Origin of the sequence: Actinomadura rugatobispora (assembly GCF_042656285.1) — a bacterium.
In the GTDB taxonomy this organism is placed as follows: domain Bacteria; phylum Actinomycetota; class Actinomycetes; order Streptosporangiales; family Streptosporangiaceae; genus Spirillospora; species Spirillospora rugatobispora.
On the sequence record NZ_JBHSON010000095.1, the window covers coordinates 13,805 to 35,790 of the forward strand.

The 21,986-nt window shown below is 72.1% G+C and carries 13 protein-coding genes and 2 pseudogenes; 5 read left to right on the top strand and 10 right to left on the bottom strand.

What is annotated here, in order from left to right; genetic code table 11:
• Positions 1–2: 2 nt before the first annotated feature.
• From ACFPZN_RS44540 to ACFPZN_RS44575, 8 genes and pseudogenes are all read right to left on the bottom strand, one after another.
• Positions 3–2,117 carry a hypothetical protein gene (locus ACFPZN_RS44540; RefSeq protein ID WP_378288997.1) on the bottom strand — a complete coding sequence of 705 codons (2,115 nt, stop codon included), beginning with the start codon at positions 2,115–2,117 and terminating at the stop codon, positions 3–5.
• Positions 2,118–2,143: 26 nt separating this feature from the next.
• Positions 2,144–3,487 carry an MFS transporter gene (locus tag ACFPZN_RS44545; RefSeq protein ID WP_378288999.1) on the bottom strand — a complete coding sequence of 448 codons (1,344 nt, stop codon included), beginning with the start codon at positions 3,485–3,487 and terminating at the stop codon, positions 2,144–2,146.
• Positions 3,488–3,563: 76 nt separating this feature from the next.
• Positions 3,564–4,862, bottom strand: coding sequence for a glycoside hydrolase family 1 protein (locus tag ACFPZN_RS44550; protein WP_378289001.1), 1,299 nt, complete (start codon positions 4,860–4,862; stop codon positions 3,564–3,566).
• Positions 4,863–5,199: 337 nt separating this feature from the next.
• Entirely contained in the window at positions 5,200–5,676 is a 477-nt protein-coding gene (locus ACFPZN_RS44555) for a (2Fe-2S)-binding protein (RefSeq protein WP_378289003.1), read from the bottom strand.
• An 11-nt stretch (positions 5,677–5,687) separates the two neighbouring features.
• Positions 5,688–7,991: a xanthine dehydrogenase family protein molybdopterin-binding subunit gene (locus tag ACFPZN_RS44560; RefSeq protein ID WP_378289005.1), complete on the bottom strand. Its 2,304-nt coding sequence runs from the start codon at positions 7,989–7,991 to the stop codon at positions 5,688–5,690.
• Positions 7,992–8,214: 223 nt separating this feature from the next.
• A pseudogene (gene dnaK / locus ACFPZN_RS44565) lies at positions 8,215–10,006 on the bottom strand (molecular chaperone DnaK); the annotation flags it as partial.
• Positions 10,007–10,051: 45 nt separating this feature from the next.
• A pseudogene (locus ACFPZN_RS44570) lies at positions 10,052–10,846 on the bottom strand (serine/threonine-protein kinase); the annotation flags it as partial.
• A 93-nt stretch (positions 10,847–10,939) separates the two neighbouring features.
• Positions 10,940–11,533, bottom strand: coding sequence for a TetR/AcrR family transcriptional regulator (locus ACFPZN_RS44575; protein WP_378289007.1), 594 nt, complete (start codon positions 11,531–11,533; stop codon positions 10,940–10,942).
• Between the two features lie 53 nt (positions 11,534–11,586).
• On the opposite strand from ACFPZN_RS44575, the gene ACFPZN_RS44580 reads away from it, so the two are divergent.
• The 3 genes from ACFPZN_RS44580 (at position 11,587) to ACFPZN_RS44590 (ending at position 14,595) form a co-directional block, all read left to right on the top strand.
• A complete protein-coding gene (locus ACFPZN_RS44580) occupies positions 11,587–12,996 on the top strand; it encodes an ABC1 kinase family protein (RefSeq protein WP_378289009.1) in 1,410 nt (469 codons plus the stop codon).
• Positions 12,974–14,068 carry a cytochrome P450 gene (locus ACFPZN_RS44585; protein ID WP_378289011.1) on the top strand — a complete coding sequence of 365 codons (1,095 nt, stop codon included), beginning with the start codon at positions 12,974–12,976 and terminating at the stop codon, positions 14,066–14,068. Before ACFPZN_RS44580 ends, ACFPZN_RS44585 begins: the two co-directional genes overlap by 23 nt.
• Positions 14,069–14,217: 149 nt before the next feature.
• Positions 14,218–14,595 carry a hypothetical protein gene (locus ACFPZN_RS44590; RefSeq protein ID WP_378289013.1) on the top strand — a complete coding sequence of 126 codons (378 nt, stop codon included), beginning with the start codon at positions 14,218–14,220 and terminating at the stop codon, positions 14,593–14,595.
• A gap of 72 nt (positions 14,596–14,667) precedes the next feature.
• On the opposite strand, the gene ACFPZN_RS44595 is transcribed toward ACFPZN_RS44590, so the two are convergent.
• Positions 14,668–15,204: a glutathione peroxidase gene (locus ACFPZN_RS44595; protein WP_378289015.1), complete on the bottom strand. Its 537-nt coding sequence runs from the start codon at positions 15,202–15,204 to the stop codon at positions 14,668–14,670.
• A 235-nt stretch (positions 15,205–15,439) separates the two neighbouring features.
• On the opposite strand from ACFPZN_RS44595, the gene ACFPZN_RS44600 reads away from it, so the two are divergent.
• Both ACFPZN_RS44600 and ACFPZN_RS44605 read left to right on the top strand, forming a co-directional pair.
• Entirely contained in the window at positions 15,440–16,246 is an 807-nt protein-coding gene (locus ACFPZN_RS44600; protein WP_378289017.1) for an SAM-dependent methyltransferase, read from the top strand.
• A gap of 130 nt (positions 16,247–16,376) precedes the next feature.
• Positions 16,377–18,524: an acyl-CoA dehydrogenase gene (locus tag ACFPZN_RS44605; RefSeq protein ID WP_378289019.1), complete on the top strand. Its 2,148-nt coding sequence runs from the start codon at positions 16,377–16,379 to the stop codon at positions 18,522–18,524.
• Between the two features lie 45 nt (positions 18,525–18,569).
• Here the strand turns inward: ACFPZN_RS44605 and ACFPZN_RS44610 are convergent, their stop codons facing one another.
• Positions 18,570–21,824, bottom strand: a complete 3,255-nt coding sequence (locus ACFPZN_RS44610; protein ID WP_378289021.1) for a glycoside hydrolase family 97 N-terminal domain-containing protein — start codon at positions 21,822–21,824, stop codon at positions 18,570–18,572.
• Positions 21,825–21,986: the final 162 nt, after the last annotated feature.

A 21,986-nucleotide genomic window follows, 5' to 3' on the forward strand; every position in this document is an offset into this window, starting at 1 on the left:
TGTCAGGGCCACGTGGAGAAGCCCTCGTGCCGGACGCTCCAGCGCCCGTCCCGGGGGAAGCCCGGGCAGTCGGTGTCGCCGCCGTCCCAGCCCGCGGCCATGAGGGAGACGGCGGCGAGCAGGCCGCCGTTGGCCGGTAGATAGAGGGGCAGGACGCTCCCCATCTGCGGATTGTGGCCTGTGGGCAGGTAGCGGTTCTTGGGCGTGTCCATGAGCAGGGCGTCGACGGCCAGATCAGGGCGGCCGACACGGGTGGCGGTCATGGCCATGACCGGGAAGTCCCAGCCCCATGCGCTGTTCCAGTCCCAGTCGTCGCGGACGTCCAGGAGGGTGGCCCGCATGACGTCAGGGTCGATGACGGGCGTGGCGGGCACGACCCCGAGGGCGCAGAGCATCGAGGGATGGTCGTCGCGGCGCAGGTAGGGCCCGGTGGCGATCGCGGAGTAGCCGCCCGCGTCCTGGCGTGGCAGGGCCAGGCGGTCCTGGACGTCCTGCCAGTGCCGGTGGCGCGGGCGGCCGAGGCGTTCGCGCCAGCGTTGGGCGATCTCCAGGCCCCACCACCAGTAGGCGAGCTCGAAGGTGGGGTCCTCAATGGTCCTGGCGTCGTAGAACTCCTGGGCGGGGACGAGCGGCGCCGGCAGGTGGTAGGCGCCGTCGCGCTCCTCGGCGAAGGAGGCCATGAACAGGGCCGTTTCCTCGACCAGCTCGGCGAAGCGGGTCACCAGCCGGTCCCGTTCGGGTTCGGGGCGGACGCGGTGGAGCAGTTCCAGCAGGTAGAGGGGGTGCGGCTGCTGCCAGATGAGCAGCGCCCCGATGTCGGAGGGGCTCTCACGGCCGTCCGGGCCGACCTGCTTGGGCCAGCGGGCGCCGGCGTAGTGCTGGCGCCGGGCGGTGTCGCGGGCGGAGTCCAGGATGGTCAGGTACCAGCCGAGGCTCCGTTCGAGGAGTTCGGGACGTCCCCAGGCGGCGAAGTGGGCGGCGTGCCACCAGTGCATCTCCAGGTGGAACTTCCCCTGCCAGGAGTTGGTGATCAGGCCGGTCTCCTGCGGCGGGGCGGAGCCCGAGCAGTTGACCGCGGTCAGGTACTGCGACAGCACCACGCGGCGCTCCAGTTCGGCCGCGCGCGGGTCGGTGCTGCCGGAGAGGTCGATCGCGGCGCCCGAGGTCCAGAAGCGGCGCCACCGGTCGGCCGCCGTCCCGTGGATCGTCAGGAACTCGCCGCGCCCGAGGACACCGTCGTCGCCGGGGGCGAAGGCCGCCACGATCTCCAGAGTCGTCGCCGAGGTGCTCAGGACGAACGCGTGCGGAGTTTCACCGGCCCGCACACTGCCCTCCGACCAGTCCAGCCGCATGGTGTAGCCGAAGGCGTCGAGCCGTCGGCGGAACCGGCAGGCGCGTTCGCCGAGGGGCGCCAGGTCGGTCTCGTGCCTGTCAGGGGCGGCCCAGTCGGAGGTTCGGAAGAAGCCGTCGCTGGCGTAGGGGAACCTGACGGCGATCGCGGCCCGGCCGTCGGCGAGCAGGTCGGACTCGACGCGGAAGGCGATCCGGGCGTGGTACGGGTCGGCGACCGTGGTGACGCGCACCCGCTGCCCGGCGTAGTGGAACTCGCTGGTGATCGTGCCCGACCACAGGTCGAGGCGCTGGCGCGGGCCGGTGAGCGCGTCGGGGTCGTCCTCCGGCGGGGCGCCCGGCTCCGGACGGAGCAGCAGCCCGATGCGGCCCAGGTCGAGCCGGTGCGGGTTGACGTGGAGCCAGGTGCCGGCGCGGAGGTCCTCGCCCACCTGGCCGCCGAACATCGCGGCCATGTCGAACCGGTCGGGGTACTGCACCGGCCCGCGGGCGGTCTGGTAGGTGGACATCGCGTCGGCCAGCACGAAACCGTCGGGGTCGGGCATGGAATGCCAGCCCCAGGTCGACTGGGTCGCGGTGTTGATCGCGAGCCGTCCCCGGGCGCGGGCGGCGGCCTGGTCGTGAAAGCCCGTGAAGGTCTGCATGCCGGTGACGTCGGCGGTGTAGGCGAAGTCGCCGTTGCCGACCGTCAGGGCCGACGCCGGATCGGCCCGGGTGATCTCGACGGCGTGGCGGTCGACCAGGGCCTTGCGGTCGATCGTGTGCACGGGCGTCCTCCGCGGTCGTGGGCCGTTCAGCGGACGGACCTGACGCGCAGGGCGATCAGGAGACCGCCGAGCAGGCTGAGCGCGCCCGCGATGACGTACAGGAGGGTGTAGTTCTTCTCCCCGCCGGTCGCGCCGACCGTCAGGAACAGCGGTGCGACGAGGGGGGCGATCGCTTGCGGGACCGAGGTGGAGAAGGCGTAGATGCCGATGAAGCGACCGGCGGCGGTCTCCCGGTCCGGAAGGACGTCCAGCATCAGCGCCTGGTCCACCGAGGCGAAGACGCCCAGGCCGGCGTTGCCCAGGAACACGCCCGCGACGATCAGCGGCATGCCGGGCGCCAGCGCCATGACGACGGCTCCCGCGGCGAACACGCAGGCTCCGGCGAGCACGAAGACGCGGCGCCGGCGCAGCCGGTCGGAGAGGAGGCCGCCGCCGAGGGCGCCGAGCATCGTGGCCACGACACCGGCGCCGCCCAGGACCGCGACCAGGCCCGACACCTCGTCCACGCTCCGGTCCATCCGGGCGGCCACGAAGAACGCGGTGAAGGTCGTGTTGAAGGTGAGGCCGAACATGAACAGGAACTTGCCGAGCCAGTTCCAGGCGAAGTCGGGATTGCGGCGCGGGTCGAAGACGTAGGTCGAGGCCAGGCGCCGCGGTGTCAGCGGCTCGACGGCGAGGGTCGTCCCGCGGCTGTCCGGCTCGTGCACGAGGCAGACGAACAGGCCCACGGCCACCACGCCGACCATCCCCGGGACGAGGAACTGCAGGAGGGGGTTCCCGGTGAGCCCGCCCGCCACGAGGACTCCGATGATGGGCGCGATCGGCTGGACCACCCCGGACAGGGCGGCGACCTTGCCGCGCTGGAACTCCGGAAGGCGGTCGGCCTGCGAGGCGATCAGGAGCGCGACGATCGTGCCCCAGCCGAGCTGGGCCAGGGCCCACCCCATCCCCAGCACGAGAACGGTGGGCGCCTGGGCCAACACCACCAGCGCGACGACCCCGACCAGCGTTCCGGAGATCAGGAAGGGGCGGCGGCGGCCCAGCCGGCTGCGGGTGCGGTCGCTGAGCATCCCCACCAGCGGAGTCGCCAGGACGGCGCTGACGCCGCCCGCGCCGGTGATGTAGCCGAGGTACTCCTCGTGTCCGGGGGCCAGGTCGTCGACCCTGATCGCCAGCGAGATCGCGATCGGCGTGACGAACGCCATGTACACGCCGAACACGGCGAAGACGAGCAGCCGGATGTAGCCGGCCCCCGCCGGCGGCGGGTCGCCGGGGCCTCCCGGGGGCGTGCCGGCGCGTTCACCGGCGGCGTCCTGGAGACTGCCGGCGAACGATTCGTCCATCGGTGGCTGGGCGGGGGCGGGCGCCATGGTGACCTCGTCTTCGGGAGGGGGACGTCGTGGATCGATCGCGCCGGCCGACGCGCCGCCGGTACCGGCCTTCGCCTCAGGCCAGGCCGTTGCGCCGGGCGATGGCTCCCAGACGGCGTGCGCTCTCCTTGACCGTGCGCTCCTGGGTGTCACGATCGACGGCGATGAGGCCGAACGCCGGTTCGTAACCGAGCATCCACTCGAAGTTGTCCAGTGCGGACCAGTGGAAGTAGCCGCGGACGTCGAGGCCGTCGTCCACGCAGCGTTCCAGGCCCTCCAGGGCCACGCGGATGTACTCGACCCGGCGGGCGTCGTCGGCGGTGGCGATGCCGTTCTCGGTGACGAACATCGGCAGCCCCGCCGATGCCGCGCGGCGCAGGACGTTCTCCAGGGCCCGGGGGTAGAACTCGTAGCCCATCTGGGTGAGTTCGGCGCCCTCCGGGTGGGGGAGCGCGCCGTCCTCGCCGACCAGCACCCGCGTGTAGGTCTGCACGCCGAGGAAGTCGTCGCCCTCCAGCACCGCCAGGAACTCGTCGAACTCCTCGGCCCACCGCCGGCCGGCGGCCTTCTCCCCGCCCGGGCCCGGCTGGTAGTCCTGCAGGGCGAGGGTGAGGCCGACCCGGGTGGACGGGCTCGCCTCCTTGATCGCGTGACGCGCGAGCACGTGCGCCCGCTTCACCACTTCCAGGCCGGTGTCGCTGAAGGTGAACAGGAAGACCTGCGGCCTGCCGGACGGGGACCCGAACGCTGTTCCGAACACTTCGCCGATCTCCTCGCCGGGGCCGGTCTTCTCGGCCCGCGCCGAGTCCACCCCGACCGGCGCCTGCTCCGCCCCGGCCGGAGCCGGCGCGGCGTCCGTTCCGGCCCGGTCATCGATCATCCGGCGGATCAGGCAGGCGATGTTGGCCTCGTTGACGGTGGCCGCGTACGGGATCAGCGGGCCGAGTTCGCTCATCACCACTCGGCAGTAGGCGGCGAACCGTTCCGGGGTGCCCTCGTACTCCCAGCCGCCCAGCTCCATCAGCCAGCGCGGGCTGGTGAAGTGGTGCAGTGTCACCATCGGGGTGATCCCGAGCTCGTGGCAGGTCTCCAGCACGTCCCGGTAGTGCGCGATCGCCGCCCTGGAGACGAAACCGTCCTCCGGCTCGATCCTCGCCCACTCGATGGAGAACCGGTAGCCGGTGAACCCCAGCTCCTTGAGCAGGGCGATGTCCTGGCGATAGAGCCGGTAGTGGTCGCAGGCGTCCCCGCTGGGCTCGGCGAACATCGAGCCCGGGGCGTGCTCCAGCGCCCAGAAGTCGCTGGCGGTGTTGGTGCCCTCGACCTGGTGGGCGGCGGTCGCCGTGCCCCACAGGAACCCGTCGGGAAAGGCCACAGGCGCTCCTCCTCATGCCCCGCGCCCGGAGCCGACCCGGGCGCTAATGCGAATTAGCAACGCGTATTAGTATGCAAGGGCAGAGGGTGCGGCGCCCGCAAGGGAGGTCTATGTAACGAGTGGGTAACGAGCGGCGGAGCTGTTGCTCACAGGGCGATGACGGTCTTTCCGCGTGTGCGGCCGCCTTCGATGCGGTTGATCAGGTTCCGTTGCCCCGGCTGGGGCTCGCCCACGTCGCGCAGCGCGCGACGAGCGGTGGAGACGTACTGAGAACGCAGTACACGCGGCCCCGCCCGTACGGCGCGGCTCCCCGGCGGCCGGTGCGGTCGGCCGGGGGTCACATCTTCTTGGCGGCGGCCTTGATGGCCTCGCGGATCCGGGCGTAGGTGCCGCAGCGGCAGATGTTGCGGAGTTCGTCGAGGTCGGCGTCGGTGATCGTACGGCCTTCGGCGCGGGCCCGGCGGACCTTGGCCACCGCGGACATGATCTGCCCGGGCTGGCAGTAGCCGCACTGGGCGACGTCGTACTCCAGCCAGGCCTCCTGCATGGGGTGCAGCTCGCGGCCCACCGTCGCGGGGAGGCCCTCGATGGTGACGACCTCGTCGTCCGGGCCGATCCGCGAGACGGGCACGGAGCAGATGTTGACGGCCTTGCCGTTGACGTGGGAGGTGCAGGCCTGGCAGACACCGATCCCGCACCCGTACTTGGGACCGGTGACGCCGAGCAGGTCGCGCAGGACCCAGAGCAGGCGGACGTCGTCCTCGACCTCGACGGTGACCCGCTCGCCGTTGAGCTTGAAGGAGTGGTTCGGCATGTAGGGCTCCTCTAGAAGGCGCGGTCCAGGCCGTCGGTGGGGGACTGCGGGGTGGACGGCTGCAGCGGGAAGGGCTCGAAGGCCAGGGTGGCGTGGTTGATGGGGAACCGGGTCGGCATCGTCCCGGTGGCGCGGGCGTACGCGCAGGCCACCGCGGCCAGGGACGGGGCCACCGCCAGTTCGCCGGCGCCGCCGGGCTCGTCGCGGCTGGGCGGGAGCACGATGACGCGGGTTTCCGGCGGGGTGTTCCACTGCCGGGTGTAGAAGTAGTTGTCCCAGCTCCCCTCGAGCGGGACGCCGTTCTTGATGTGCAGGCTCGCGGTGAGCGCCATCGCGATGCCGTCGTTCAGGCCGCCGATCATCTGCGCTTCCAGGCCGCGCGGGTTGATCGGCAGTCCCGCGTCCACCACGACCAGGGCGCGGGTGACGCGGGGGCCGGCGACGCCGCGTTCGATGGGGCGGTTCACGGTCTCGGGACGGCAGTCGAGCTCGACGAGCACCACGCATTCCGCCCGGTATTCGGCGGCGAGGCCGATTCCCTGGGCGACTCCCGGCGGCAATGACCGTCCCCAGCCGCCTTCGGAGGCGGCCTTGTCCAGGACGGCGCGCAGCCTGGCGTTGTCCAGGAACTCGCGGCGGAACTCCACCGGGTCCTTGTCCATCTCGGCGGCGAGCCGGTCCACGACGAGTTCCCGCGCGCACACCATGTTCGGCGAGTAGACGTTGCGCATGCTGCCGGTCCTGAACTTCAGGGGGATCTCGGTCAGCGTCTGCTTGGTCGCCCCGAAGCTGTAGGGGGAGGACTGGCTCAGCAGGAAGAACGCCTGGGCCACGGTCGGATTCCCGACGAGCGGCAGCTTGGCCGCGTTCGCGGTGAGCAGGTCGCCGAATCCGTGGCTGAAGCTGGTCTCGGTGCTGACGTGCCGCTGCTCGTAGCTGAGCACGTTCCCGCCCCGGTAGGTGGCGCGGACGCGGGAGACGCACATCGGATGCGCGCGGCCCTGCCGGACGCTGTCGGTCCGCGACCACGACAGCTTGACCGGCTTGCTCATCTTCTTGGAGATCAGCGCGGCCTCCACCGCCGCGTCGGGGTGCAGCCGCCGCCCGAACGAGCCGCCGCCCTCCACGACGTGGACCGTCACGGCGCCCACCGGGAGGCCCAGCCGCTTGGCGATCTCGGTCTGCGCGTCCCCGGGGACCTTCAGGCTGGACCAGATCTCGGCCCGGCCGGCCCGCACGTCGGCGATCGCGACGTCCGGCTCCAGCGGGGAGTTGCTGGCGAACATGAAGGTGAACTCGGCATCGACGGACCTGCTGAGCAGCGGCGGCCCGGACAGCGACGGCACGGCCTTCCGCAGCTTCGCCAGCACGGTGTCGTCGGACTCGCCGGCCACCGGGCCGGGCCGCCAGGTCACCTCCAGGGCCCGCAGCGCGTCGACGCACTGGCCGAACGTCCGGCCGCGCACGGCCACACCGTGCTCGATCACCGCGACGTCGGTGATGCCGGGCATGGCCCGCACGGCGGCGGCGTTGCGGACCGACTCCACCGTGCCGTCGATGGTCGGCGGGCGCCGCACCATCGTGGGCAGGGCGTCCGGGACGTTCAGGTCCATGCCGAACTTCTTGCGCCCGGTCACGGCCGCGAGGGCGTCCACGCGCGAGGTCGGCCGGCCCACGATGGTGAACTCGGACGGGTCCTTCAGCGAGGCCGAGACCCGGGTGGTGCGGGTGGCCGCGGCGGCCTTCGCCAGCGATCCGTAGGTCGCCCGCCTGCCGCCGTACAGCACCGCGCCGTCCTTGGTGGACGGCTTCGAGGCGTCCACGTTCCAGGCGCGGGCGGCGGTGGCGACGAGCCGCCGCCGCGCGATCGCCGCCGCCGTCCGCACCGGCGTGTAGAGCGAACGGACGGAGGTGGAGCCGCCGGTGAACTGGTTGAACAGCAGCTCGGGGCGGGCGTCGGAGAGGGTGACGGTGACCTTCTCCAGCGGCAGGTCCATCTCCTCGGCGATCAGCATCGCGACGGTGGTGGTGATGCCCTGCCCCACCTCGGCCCGGGGCAGCGCGAACGACGCCGTCCCGTCCTCGTGGACCTGGACGGCGACCAGCCCGGACGTGGGCGCCGACGCCAGCTTCACCAGGTCGCCGACGTCGAGGATCTCCTCCGGCTGGGGGAGGGAGGGGATCTCCGCCGCGGCCGGGTCGCGGGGCCACTGCACGGCCACCGCCAGCGTCGGCGCCGCGACCAGATAGCCGAGGAACCGCCTGCGTCCCAGCCCTTCGTCCGGCTCGTGCGCTGGATGGAGGTCGTGGTCCATGGCGGGTCCTCCCGGTGGCGTTGTCGTGCGGCGGAGCGAGAGCAGGCCGGTGAGCTGAGTACCTGAGCACTTACTGGGGTGCGGCACAGCATTGCACACGGGAGCCCTGTGCCGGAACCTTCTATTGGCAGATCGCCAATAAGAGATTACCGCCCGGACGTCCCGCCGGCTGCCGAAGGGCCGGACGCGCTCGGCGATCCCGGTCGGCCGCTAGACGCGATCACGCCGCGCCCATCTTCTGGTTGGCGTGGGCCAGGCTCTCGGTGCTGGTGCGGATGGCATCGATGTCGGCGCCATCCAGGGCCCGTTTGACCGCGGCGACCGCCTCTTCGACCTCCTTCTCGAGGTCGGCGGGGAACGTGCCGGGGTTCTCGCGCAGGAACCTCTCGGTGATGTAGACGAGAGTCTCGGCCTGGTTGCGGACCTCGGCCTCGTCCCTGCGCCGCCGGTGCTCCTCGGCGTACCGCTCGGCCTCACGCATCATCCGCTCGAGGTCGTCCTTGGGCAGGGCCGAGCCGCCGTGCGACCATCGACTCTTTCCTGCCGGTCCCCAGGTCGTTGGCCGAGACGTTGACGATGCCGTTGGCGTCGATGTCGAAGGCGACCTCGATCTGCGGCACGCCGCGCGGCGCCGGAGGCAGGCCGGTGAGCCGGAAGGCGCCGAGCCTCTTGTTGCGGGCGGCGATCTCCCGCTCGCCCTGGAAGACCTGGATCTCCACGGACGACTGGTCGTCCTCGGCCGTGGTGCAGGTCTCCGACTGCCTGGTGGGGATGGTGGTGTTGCGCTCGATGATCTTGGTGAAGACACCGTCCCCCGCCACGGGGGCGAGACGCTCGCCGTCGCGGGTCTCGATGCCCAGCGACAGCGGGGTCACGCCCAGCAGCAGGACGTCCTTGACCTCGCCCTTGAGCACGCCTGCCTGCAGGGTCGCGCCGACCGCCACGACCTCGTCGGGATTGACCTCGCCGAGGGGGACCGTGCCGCCGGTCAGCTCCCTGACCAGGCCGGCCACCGCGGGCATCCGGGTGGCCCCGCCGACCAGCACCACACGGTCGATCTCGTCCACGCCCATTCCGGCGTCCTCGAGCACCTGGTGGAAGGGGGCCTTGCAGCGCTCCAGGAGATCGGCGGTCATCGTCTGGAACTCGGCGCGGGTGAGCTTCTCGTCCAGGTGCAGCGGGCCCGCGGCGGAGGCGGTGATGTAGGGAAGGCTGATCCACGTCTCCCGGGACGACGACAGCTCGATCCTGGCCCTCTCCGCCGCCTCGCGCAGCCGCTGCAGCGCCATCGTGTCCCTGGACAGGTCCACGCCGTGGGCCTTCTCGAACCTGGTGACCAGCCACTCGACGATCTTGCCGTCCCAGTCGCGACCGCCCAGGCGGCCGTCGCCCCCTGTTGCCCTGACCTCGACCACGCCGTCGCCGACCTCCACCACCGCGGCACCGCAGTTCTCGCCGCCCAGGTCGAAGACCAGGATCGTGGCCTCGTTCTCCTTCTCCAGGTGGTAGGCCAGCGCCGCGGAGGTGGGCTCGTCGATGAGCCGCAGCACGTTCAGCCCGGCGATCTGCGCGGCCTCCTTGGTGGCCTGGCGCTGGTGTTCGGAGAAGCAGGCCGGGACGGTGATCACCGCGTCGGTCACGGACGAGCCCAGGTAGGCCTCGGCGTCGCGCTTGAGCTTCTGCAGCACGAACGCGCTGATCTGCTGGGGGACGAGGTCCTTGCCGTCGATGGCGGTCGTCCGGCCGGTGCCCATCTCGCGCTTGACCGAACGGAGGGTGCGGTCGGCGTTGGTCACGGCCTGGCGCCTGGCGGTCTCGCCGATGAGGACTTCGCCGTTCCGGGCGAAGGCGACGACGGTCGGCGTGGTCCGCGACCCCTCCTCGTTGGCGATCACGGTGGGCTCGCCGCCCTCCAGGACCGCGACGACCGAGTGGGACGCCCCCAGGTCGATGCCGACCGCACGCCCCCCGCCCGAGCCGGACCCGCCGGCGTCTTCCGCGCGCGGGCGCCGCAGATCACGCAGGCGTCCCGCCACCGCCGTGGCGTCCCCGGGCCGCTGCCCGGGCTCCTTGGCCAGCAACGCCCGCAGGTACTCCTCGACCGCGATCGGAATGTCCGGCCGCACCGTGCGGGCTGCGGGCGGCGGCGCGGCCAGGTGCTGGGCGATCACCGCGCGGGCGTCGTCACCGGTGAAGACGAGGCGGCCGGTCAGCAGCTGGAACAGAGTGGCCCCGAGCGCGTACAGGTCGGTGCGGTGGTCGACGTCCTGGCCCAGGATCTGCTCGGGCGCCATGTACGCCAGCGTGCCGATCTTCAGGTCGCCGGTCAGCCCGGCGGTGGCGCCGTGCAGCCGGGCGATCCCGAAATCGCAGATCCGCACCGCCCCGTCGCCGCCGAGCATGAGGTTGGCCGGCTTGACGTCGCGGTGCACGATCCCGGCCGCGTGCGCGGTGGCCAGTCCCTCGGCCGCCTGCGCGCCGTAGCTCAGCGCGTCCTCGACCGGCAGCCCCTGGGGGTGCTCGCGCAGCAGGCTCTTGAGATCGCGCCCGCGCAGGTACTCCAGGACGAGGTAGGGCTGGCCCTCGTGTTCACCGACGTCGTAGACGGCGGCGATGTTGGGATGCGACAACCGCGCCGCCGCCCTGCCCTCCCGCTCGAACCGTGACAGCGCCTGCTCGCGGACCTGTCCGTGCAGCAGGTGCGGCAGCAGCACCTTGACCGCCACGGCCCGCTCCAGCCGCACGTCCTCGCCACGCCAGACCTGGCCCATGCCGCCCTCGCCGAGCAGTTCCACCACCCGGTACCGGCCCGCCACCACCGCGCCCGCAACCAGCAACCAGCACCTCCGGCGCACTCCCCGAACCCGCCCCCAATCTACGAGAACGAAGGGCCCGGGAGGCGGCCGACGGTGGCCGGAGACGGCGCGGGAGCCGCAGCCGACGCGGGATCACCGCGGTGAGAGCAGGCGGTACATCATCTCGACCCAGGTGGCGACGAAGATCTCGTCGTCCACTCCGACCGAGGGCACGCGGAGCAGGCCGGACATCATGCGGCTGGAGAACAGAGCGCCGAGCCCCACCGACGCGACGGCGGCGGCGCGCTCCTGCGGCACCCCGGCGCTGTCGCGCAGCCAGGCGGTGAACTCGGTGTAGGTGGTGTGGACGAGCTGCTGGACGGCGTCCTCCACGATCTCGGGGCGGCTGCGCGCCTCGCTCGCCATGATGCGCAGCAGCTCCTGCTCGTCGTCCAGCTCGGCGAGCACGTAGCGCGCGCTGAGGGTGAGCTCGGCGCGCAGGTCGCCGAGGTTGCCCAGCAGCCGGCGGATGTCGCGCAGCGCGTCCAGGCGGGAGAGGTTGCGTTCGATGCCCGCCCGGAGCACCGCCTCCTTGGTGCGGAAATGGTGGTAGAGACCGCCCGCGCCGGGGGTCAGCCCGGCGGCCCTCTCGATCTGCGCCACGCTCGTGCCGCGGTAGCCGTTCTCGCCGAACAGCCGCATGGCCGCGTCGATGATCCGGTCCCGGGTCGGGGTTGACGACGTCATGCGCCTAAGTAAACACTTAGGCGAAGCCATTGTCCACTGACGAGGACTCCTCGATGACTGAGCAACCCAGGCCGCCCGTCGCCCGGCGCGGCCGGATCTCCCGGGCCGCGCCCCTGCTCGGCGCCGCGGCCCGCACCGCGGGCGAGGCGGTCGTCGCCTCGCTGCGCGGCGGGCGCGGCGCCGAGTTCCACGGCCGGGCCGCCGAGCGGTACGCGCAGCGGCTCGGCCGGTCCAAAGGCGTGCTGATGAAGGCCGGCCAGCTGATGTCGTTCGCCGGCTTCGGCCCGGCCATGGAGGGGGAGTACGCGCACGTCTACCGGGCCGCGCTGTCCCGGCTGCAGGACGACGCGCCGCCCATGCCGTACCCGATGGCCGCCGGGATGGTCGCCGTCGAACTGGGCGCGCCGCCCGAGGAGCTGTTCGCCGCGTTCGACCGCGAACCGCTGGCCGCCGCCTCGATCGGGCAGGTGCACGCCGCGACGCTGCGCGACGGCCGCCGCGTCGCGGTGAAGATCCAGTACCCGGGCGTGGAGGAGGCCATCCGCGCCGACCTGTCCAACACCGAGCTGCTCGTCAGCTTCTTCAGCCTGGCCCGCTCGATGATTCCGAGCATGACCCGGATGGACATGCGCGCCCTCGCCCGCGAGGCCGCCGAACGCATCGGCGAGGAGCTCGACTACCGGGCCGAGGCCGCCCACCAGGCCGAGTTCGCGGAGATCTACCGGGGCCATCCGTTCATCCGCGTGCCGGACGTGGTCCCCGAGCTGTGCTCGGACCGGGTCCTCACGATGGAGCTGGCCGAGGGGATGCGCTGGTCGCGGGCGCTCACCGCGGACGCCGGCCTGCGCGACCGCTGGGGCGAGGCCGTCTACCGGTTCACCCTCGGCTCGCTTCGCCGGCTCGGGCTCTTCCACGCCGACCCGCACCCCGGCAACTACCTCTTCCACGAGGACGGCACGGTCACCTTCCTCGACTTCGGCTGCGTCAAGCGCTTCGCCCCGCACCAGATCCGGCAGATCCGCGCGATGGTGACGGCCGCCGTGGACGACGATCCCGCCGCGTTCGCCGGGGCGCTGCACGACGCGGGCCTCGTCACCTCCGACGGCGACGGCGCACCCGGCCCCGCCGACCTCCTGGCGTGGTTCCGCGCGACCCTGCACTCGGTGGTCGGGCCGCAGCCGCACACCTATGGGCCGGAACAGTCGGCCCGCACCATGCAGACCGCGTTCTCCGTCAGCGGGGAGCACGGGCCCGTGCTGCGGCGCGTGTCGTTGCCGCCCGACTTCCTCTTCCTGACCCGGATCGAGATGGGCATGAACGCGGTGCTCGGCGAACTGCGCTGCACCGGACCCTGGCTGGACGTCCTCAACGAGTGGGACCGCAACGGCCCTCCGGCCACCCCGTACGGGGAACTCGACCAGACCTTCTGGAAGGAGCGCCATGACGGTCGCAGCATCAGCTGAACCGGTCACCTGGGACGACGGACTCCAGGGATTCGTGGTGTCGGGGTTCGACGAGGCCGCGCAGGTCCTGCGCGGGCCCGGGTGGAGCAGCGACCCCCGGGCGCTGGGCGGCGACGTCTTCGCCGCCGTCCCGCCCGGCGTGCTGCTGTTCATGGACCCGCCCGACCACACCCGCCTGCGCCGGCTGCTCAGCCCCGCGTTCACCCCGCGCGCCCTCGAACGCTTCAGGCCCCGCGTCGCCGCGGTGGTCGAGACGGTGCTGGACGGCCTGTTCGCCGAGGCGGACGAGGCCGACCTGATGGCCGAGGCCGCCTACCTGATCCCGCTCGCGCTGATCGCCGAGCTGCTGGACGTGGGCACCGAGGGCGCGCAGGTGTTCCGGGCCGAGACGCCGGGGCTCGTCCGGATGCTGGAGGTGACCCCGACCGCCGAGGACATCGAACGCGGCGCGCGGGCGTCCAACGAGCTGATGCTGTTCCTGCTGCCGCTGCTGACCGAGCGCCGCCGCCGTCCGGGCGACGACTTCGTCAGCGCCCTGCTGCGGATGCCCGAGCTGGAACCGGAGGAGGTGATGGCGACCTGCGTCCTGCTGCTCGCCGCCGGGCACGAGACGACCGCCAACCTCATCGGCAACGGGGCCCTGGCCCTCATGCGCGACCGCTCCCAGGTGCCCGCGCTGCACGCCGGCCCGTCCCGCGCCGTCGAGGAGCTGCTGCGCGCCGAGACCCCGGTGAAGCTCGCCGGACGCGCCGCCCTGACCGACCACGACCTGGGCGGCACGCACGTCCCGGCGGGTTCACGTGTCGTCATCCGCGTCGACGCGGCCAACCGCGACCCGCGCCACTGGCCGGACCCCGGCCGGCTCGACCTCGCCCGCACCCCGCAGCCGCATCTGGCGTTCGGAGCCGGACACCACTACTGCCTCGGTGCCGCGCTGGCCCGGTTGGAGGCGACCGAAGCCCTTCCGCGCCTGTTCGCCCGGTTCCCGAACCTGACGACCACCGACCCGCAACCCCATTGGCGGCCCTCCAGCACCTTCCACGGCCTGGCCGCACTGCACGTCCGTCCGTGACTGTTCGCAGGTCACTCGAGATGGCGCGGTAATCGGCATTCTCAGGATGGCCGCGGCGCCATGCGCTTGTGACCTGGCGGCGCGTACCAAAGGCCTTTTCACCCCTGGAAACTACTCTCCGTATTTAACCGACTCCAGGAGGTGAAAAAGTGAGCCGCTGGTTCACCGCACTCGCCGCTCCGCCCCTCGCCCTCACCGTGGCCCTCGTCCCCGCCGCACCCGCCCTGGCCGCCACCGGAACCCTGGACATCCACATCATCGACACGACCAACGACAACCACTTCGTGCTCGACCTGGTCCAGCTCAAGGACCCCGCGGCCCGGAGCTGCCACGACGCTCCTCAGGAGACCTCGGACCGGAGGATCTTCAGCATCGAGAACAAGACCGACCAGCACGTCCTGCTCGCCGACCGCCCCTGCGAAGAGCTCCTGGCGGCGGACTCCTTCAGCGGCCACATCCTGGCCTCCGGAGACACCACCGACCTCCACCCCCAGAACGTCAAGGCCGTCTACTTCCCCTTCGGCTGAACGGCGTCCCGGATCGGGGAGGTCGCGTGCCGGGGCCGTGGTGATGCGCACGGCCCCGGCGTCGCGCGATCGTCAGAGGTAGTTCTCGAGGTCGGTCTTGATGTCCGAAGGGGGCACGGGGGGTTCGTAGCGCTTGATGACCTTGCCGTCGCGGCCGATCAGGAACTTGGTGAAGTTCCACTTGACCTCGTCGGTGCCGTCGGCGTCCGGGCGGATCTTGGAGATGGCGTCGTAGAAGCCGCCGTACTGCGGGCCGAAATCGCCCGGAGCCTCGGCGCGCAGGTAGCGGTACAGCGGATCGGCGTCAGGGCCGTTGACCTCGATCTTCGAGAACACCGGGAAGGTGACGTCGTACGTGGTCCGGCAGAAGTCCTGGATCTCCTCGTCGGTGCCCGGCTCCTGCTCCTTGAACTGGTTGCACGGAAAGCCCAGGACCTCCAGGCCGCGGCTCCCGGCGTCGCGGTACAGCGACTCCAGGCCCTCGTACTGCGGCGTCAGCCCGCATTTGCTCGCGACGTTCACGATGAGCAGCGTCTTGCCCGCGTACTCGCTCAGCGGAACTCGCCTGCCGTCCGCGGTCGTCGCCTCGAAGTCATGCGTACTCGTCATTTCGCAATGCTCGCAGATTCCCGCCGCCTCGATCGTGCCGGGGTCCCGCCGCGCCTTCGCCGTGCCCTTTCTCCGGCCGCCCCCCGGAAAGATCTAGCGGTTCGCCGTGGTGTTCCCGCAGCGGGGGGTGATGTCGAGGTTGTACCTTATGATCTTGCCGGATCGTTTCGGTGCACGGACGGCTGCGCTGCGTCGCCGGCACCGGTCGAGCGCGCAGCGCGAGGGGAGGCCGTGCATGGCCGATGATGGTCCCGTACCGGGGATCGACGCGACCAGGGCGAGCGTCGCCCGCATGTACGACTACTACCTGTCGGGGAAGGACAACTTCCAGGTCGACCGGGACGCCGCCGAACAGGTCAGGCGGGCGATGCCGGAGATCGGCGAGCTCGCCCGGGAGAACCGCTCGTTCCTGCGCCGCTCGGTGCGGTACATGGCGCGCCGGGGGATCCGGCAGTTCCTCGACATCGGCTCCGGGCTGCCGACCGTCGGCAACACCCACGAGATCGCCCAGCGGATCATCGCCGACGCCCGCGTCGTCTACGTCGACAGCGATCCGGTCGTGCTGACCCATGGTCGCGCCCTGCTCGCCACCAACGAGTTCACCACCGTGGCCCAGGCCGACATGCGCCGTCCCGCCGAGGTCCTCGAGCACGCCAGGAGGACGGGGCTGATCGACTTCAGCGCCCCGGTCGGGGTCCTGATGATCGCCATGACCCATTTCCTCACCCTGGACGAGCGCGGCGCGGTCATGCGGACCCTGCGCGACGCCCTCGCCCCCGGCAGCCACCTGGCCGCGACCCACGTCACCACCGAGGGGCACTCGGCCGAGGCGGTCGAGCAGATCGAGACCGTCTACGCGACCACGCCGACACCGATCTATTTCCGCTCCAAGGCCGACATCGCGCCGTTCTTCGAGGGGTTCGGCCTCGTCGAGCCCGGCCTGGTCACCATCGACGCGTGGAACCCCGAGGGCGACCTGCAGGACGAGCCGCTCAAGGACGTCGGCACGTGGCTGTACGGCGGCGTCGGCCGTAAGGGCTGAAGGCCCGCGGGACGGTCCGCGGCGGCCCGCGCCGGCGCTCGTCCGCAAAATAACCGAATCAGATTCGGGGAAGGTCTTCAGTAGGAGGCCCGGCGGCGCGATCATGGGGGTCTCGATGAGGGGAGGGCCCATGGCGATCGCCATTGGCGAGGAGCACCGCGAGCTGGCCGGGACGACCCGGGCGTTCTTGAACGATCAGGGTGCGCGCGCCGCGAACCGCGCGCTGCTGGAGGCCGACGAGGAGAAGCCGCCGGCGTTCTGGGACGGCTTCGCCGAGCTCGGCCTGCTCGGGGTTCATCTGCCGGAGGAGCACGGCGGCGGGGGAGCCGGGCTCCCCGAGCTGGTCGTGGTCGCGGAGGAGCTCGGCCGGGCCCTGGCGCCGGGGCCGATGCTGCCGACGATGGCGGCCTCCGCCGTGATCGCCGCCCGCGGGACCGACGAGCAGCGCGCCCGCCTCCTCCCCGATCTGGCCTCGGGCCGGACGGCCGCGGCGCTCGGCGTCGGCGGCGAGGTCACGGTGGACGGCGAGACCGCGACCGGCGACGCCGGGGTCGTCCTCGGAGCGGGCCTCGCCCGGCTGCTGGTGCTCCCCGCGGGCGACGACATGATCGTCGTCCGGACGGACGCGCCGGGCGTGGAGGTCGAGGTGCCGCCGAACCTCGACCCGTCCCGGCGGTCGGCCCGCGTCAGGCTCGACGGCGCGAGCGTGGCGGACGTCCTGCCGTCGGCGCGCGCCCACGCCGTCGCCGTCGCACGGACGCTCGCCGGGGCGGAGGCCGTCGGCGGGGCGCTGGAGTGCGTGGAGCGCGCCGTCGAGTACGCGAAGGTGCGCGAGCAGTTCGGGCGGCCGATCGGCACGTTCCAGGCGGTCAAGCACCACTGCGCGGACATGCTGGTGGCGGCGGAGCTCGGCACGGCGGCGGTGTGGGACGCGGCCCGCGCGGCGTCCGGCCCGGCCGACGAGTTCGAGCTGGCCGCGGCCATCGCCGGAGCGCTGGCACCGCCCGCCTTCACCAGGAACGCGGGGCTCAACACGCAGGTGCACGGCGGGATCGGGTTCACCTGGGAGCACGACGCGCATCTGCTGCTGCGGCGCGCGGCGACCCTGGAGGCGATCTTCGATCCGCGGGAGGCGGCGCGGGACGTCACGCGGCTGCGCGTCGCGGGAGTCGTCCGGGAGACGGAGCTCGACCTGCCGCCGGAGGCCGAGAACGCGCGGGCGGACGTGCGCGCGCTCGCCCGCGAGATCGCCGCGCTGCCCGAGGCCGAGCAGCGCGTGCGGCTGATCGACACCGGGTACGTGCAGCCGCACTGGCCGCGCCCGTGGGGTCTGGAGGCGAGCGCCGGACTCCAGTTGGTGATCGACGAGGAGTTCCGCGAGGCGGGGGTGAAGCGGCCCTCGTACGGGATCACGAGCTGGAACATCCTCACGCTGGTCCAGCACGGCACCCAGGAGCAGATCGACCGCTGGGTGCGGCCCGCGCTGCTGGGCGACGAGGTGTGGTGCCAGCTGTTCAGCGAGCCCGGCGCGGGGTCGGACGCGGCCGCCGTCAGGACGCGTGCGGTGAAGGTCGAGGGCGGCTGGCGCGTCAACGGGCAGAAGGTGTGGACCAGCGGCGCGCACTACAGCCGCCGCGGCCTCGCCACCGTCCGCACCGACCCGGAGGCGGCCAAGCACGCGGGCGTCACGATGATGGTGATCGACATGAAGGCGCCCGGCGTGGAGGTGCGGCCGCTGCGGCAGGCGACGGGCGGCTCGGAGTTCAACGAGGTGTTCCTCTCCGACGTGTTCGTCCCGGACGACGACGTGGTGGGCGCGCCGAACGAGGGCTGGAAGGTGGCGCGGGCGACGCTCGGGAACGAGCGGGTCAGCATCGGCGGCGGTGTCGGCGGGCCGGCCGGGCCGGACGTCGTGCGGCTGTACGCCGAGCACACGGACCTCGTCCCGGCGGAGCGGATCGGCGCGCACGCGGCGCAGGAGCGGGCGCTGAAGCTGCTCAACCTGCGCAGCGCCGAGCGGGCCGTGGCGGGGGGCGAGCCGGGGCCGGAGGGCAACATCACGAAGCTGGTCCTGGCCGAGCACGGGCACGCCACCGCCGCGCTGCTGGCCGAGTTCGCCGGACCGCAGACGGCGTTCGGCGACGGCCTCGGGCTGGTCGCGGGGCTGGCGCGGCTGGGGTCGCGGGCGATGTCGATCGCGGGCGGCACCTCGGAGATCACCCGCAACCAGATCGCCGAGCGGATCCTCGGCCTGCCCCGCGATCCGCTGATCCGTTAGCGGCGGCGCCGGTCGCCGCCGCTCCGCGGCGACCGGCGCGACCGTTCAGCGGCGGACGACGCCCGGGTCGGGTTCGAGGGTGATGGAGTCCAGGTTGACGTTGCCGTTGTCGTCCGGGCCGTACACGAAGTCCAGCGGGGTGGCCTGGCCGAGCGGAAGGCTGATCTTCTGCCCCGCGCCCGGGTGCTCCGACCAGGTGTCCCAGGTCGGCAGGGTGGGCAGCCGGAGCTGCACGGACCGCGTCCCACCGGCGAGGGTCATGGTCTGGGTGGCGCCCATGGCGTTGGCGTAGCGGACGCGGACGGTGTAGACGCCGTCGGCGGTGACCGGGGCGGTGAACCGCACGCCGCTGTCCTTGGTCTTCAGGCAGGCCACGAAGCCGGTGCCGGTGTAGCCGGGGTGGTTGGTGCGCAGGCACGCGCCGCTGACGAGCTGCGCCGACTCCGCCTCGATCCGGCGCGGCGAGAGGGAGAGCATCCGGCCGGCGGCCAGCAGACCGGCCGCGACGTCCCCGGGCACCGGCCCGGCCTCGACCAGGGTGGTGAACCGGTTGAGGGCCTCCCGCATCGCCGCCGGGTCGTTCCCGACCGCCGCGGCGATGGCGGCCTTGACCTCGGAGGTGAGCCTGCCGGACAGCGCGGGGTCGAGGGACCCGGCGTCGGCCGCCCGCCGCACCTTCAGTGCGAGGGAGAGGAGCCCCTGCGGTTCGCCGAGCCGGTCGGAGAGCCGGTCGTCGATGGCGGTGCGGGCCTGCGCGGTCACCTCGGCGAGGGGGAGGCCGTACAGGGCCAGCCGCATGTCCTGGAGGGCCAGGAGGCGGCCGGTCGTGTCGCCGTGGCGGAGCATGGTCTCGGACTTGTTGATCGCGGGCTGCAGGAGCGCCAGCGCGGACGACGACACCTCGCCGGACTTCCGCAGGTCCCGGACGAGCCCGAGCAGCGAACGCGGCTGCGCCACCCGGACCGGTTCACCGCGTTCGCCGCCGGGCGCGCCCACCGCGACCCGGAAGTCCTGGTCCGGCACCTCGGCGGCGGGGATCGTCCACTCGACGGTCCGGGTCCCGCCGCCCGCGACGCGGACGCGCCGCACCTCGCCGGCGGCGCGGCCGTCGATGAAGACACGGGCCTGGAGTTCGGCCACGGTGCTGCCTTCGTTGGAGAGCGGAGCCTTCACGGTGAGCTGCCGGGTGGACGGGTCCAGCACGGCCTCGGGGGTGCCGTGCTCCGCGCGGGGCGGGGCGTACCAGGGCAGGTCGCCGAGATCGGCGGCGGTCGCGGGCCTGATCCTGACCGCCTGGCCGCCTGCCGCGACCAGCGACATCGACAGCCGGGTGGACGATCGGACGAGCGTCCTGCGGATCTCCACCGGCAGCGGGTCGCCCTTCCAGGTGGTCTCCTGGGCGTCGGCGTAGGTCTCCGCCACGAAGGCGCCGTGCGGGAGGAACGACAGCGGCACCTGGAGGGTCCGGTCGTTCTCGTCGGTGATCGCGCCCAGGTACCAGGTGTCGCCCTTCCGCCGGGCCGTTGCGGTGTAGTCCCCGATGGCGCTGTCCAGGACGCGGGTCTCGTCCCAACTGGCGGGCATGTCCTTGAGGAAGGCGAAGCCGGGGTGGGCGGCGTAGTTCTCGGGGGTGTCCGCGAGCATCTGCATGGGGCTGAAGAACGTCGGATACAGCGCGAGCTGTGCGGCCGAGGTGGTCTGGACGCGGGTTCCGAGCCGGGCCGGGTCCCAGGTCACGTTGAGGACGCCGGGAGTGTAGTCGGCGGGCCCTCCCATGAACCGGGTGAAGGGGAGGATCGTCGCCTGCGCGGGCGGGTTGCCGCCGGCGCCCATGTAGTTCTGCTGCTCCATGCCCGCGACGCCCTCGCCCGTCATCATGTTCGGGTAGGTGCGCGACAGGCCGGTGGGCTTGATCGCCTCGTGGGCGTTGACCGTGATGCGGTGCCGGGCCGCCGCGTCGATCACCCGCTGGTAGTGCCGGACGGCCTCCTGGTCGTAGTGGCTGCGGTTGACCCCGCCGAGCAGGAACTTGGTGGCGTAGCCGGTCTTGATCGCATGGATGCCGAGTTCCTCGTAGCGAGAGAAGATCTTCTCGAGGTTCCGGTCGTAGTAGTCGACGTCGCCACGGGTCTCGTTGTGGGCGATGTAGCCGATGCCCTTCGACGCCGCGTACCGGAGCACCTCGGGGAGGTCGAAGTCGGCCTGCGGGGTCAGGAAGTCCTGGCCCGACCACGAGCCGCCGGAGTTGGTGTTCCAGCCCTCCGCCAGCACGAACTTCGCGCCCGCCTGCTCGGCCAGGTCGATGTACTGCTTGACGCGCGCGGTGGTGGCGCCGTGCTTGGGCCCGGCGTTCCAGGTCGTGTGCCGGCGCTGCAGCTCCCACCAGACACCCGTGTACGTCGCGGGCTTGATCCAGGACGTGTCGTCGCAGACCGCGCACGGGTCGTTGAGGTTCTCGATCAGATGGGACTCGCCCAGGTCGCCGGGGCGCCCGCCCACGGTCAGGGTGCGCCACGGCGTGGAGAACTCGCCGTCCAGCCTGGCCTTGGTGCCGTCGGGGAGGCCGATGAGGTCGCTGGAGAAGCGGCCGGGCCGTCCCGGCACCGCCTTCAGCGTCATGCTGGGGTAGTCGGTCAGGTCGGCCTCGTGCACCACCACGTAGGAGTCGGCGGCGGGCGCGGCGGTGATGGGCGTCTGGGCGGTCGCGACGCCGGACAGGGGCAGGTCGCGGTAGTGCTGCTCGTCGGCGGTCCAGGTCCGGCCCGCGGCGATCGACCAGCTCCGCGCGACGGGATCGAGGGTGAACTCGGTCTGCTCGGCGGTGACGGTGTAGGCGTCCAGGCCGGGCTGGCCGGGGAAGCGGTAGCGGAAGCCGACCCCGTCGTCGAAGACCCGGAACACCAGGTCGAGCTTGAACCCCGTGACGTCCTGGACCGCGTGGACGGTGAGCTCGTTCGCGTGGTTCCTGACCTTGGCGGAGGTTCCCCAGACGGGCTTCCACGTCTCGTCGATCGTGCGCCGCTCGACGGACTCGATGGACATGTCCCGCGTGAGGCTGGGGCGTCCCTGGAGATCCACGCCGAGTCCGGACGCGCCGACGAGCACCTTGTCGCGGTCGCGCACGCTGTAGGTGAGGCGCCCGTCTTCAGTGGCGATCGCGACCCGCAGATCACCGTCCGGCGACGTGACGACCCGCGCGCCCTCGGCGGCGACCTCGGCGAGGCCGCCGGCGGGCGGCGGGTTCTCGGCCCTGGCCGGGGCCGTCGCGATCCCTCCCGAGGCCAGGAGGACCGCCGTCATCGCGAGCACTCCGGTCCGTCTTTTCCGCCACGCCGTGGCTTCACGCTTCATGCACGCCTCTTCTGCCGGGGGTGGGTGGAGCGACTTAGAACGCTCCACGACAGGCTCCGTGATCGTAGATCGACAAAAGATTCCGGTCAACGCTCTTAATCTTGACTAATT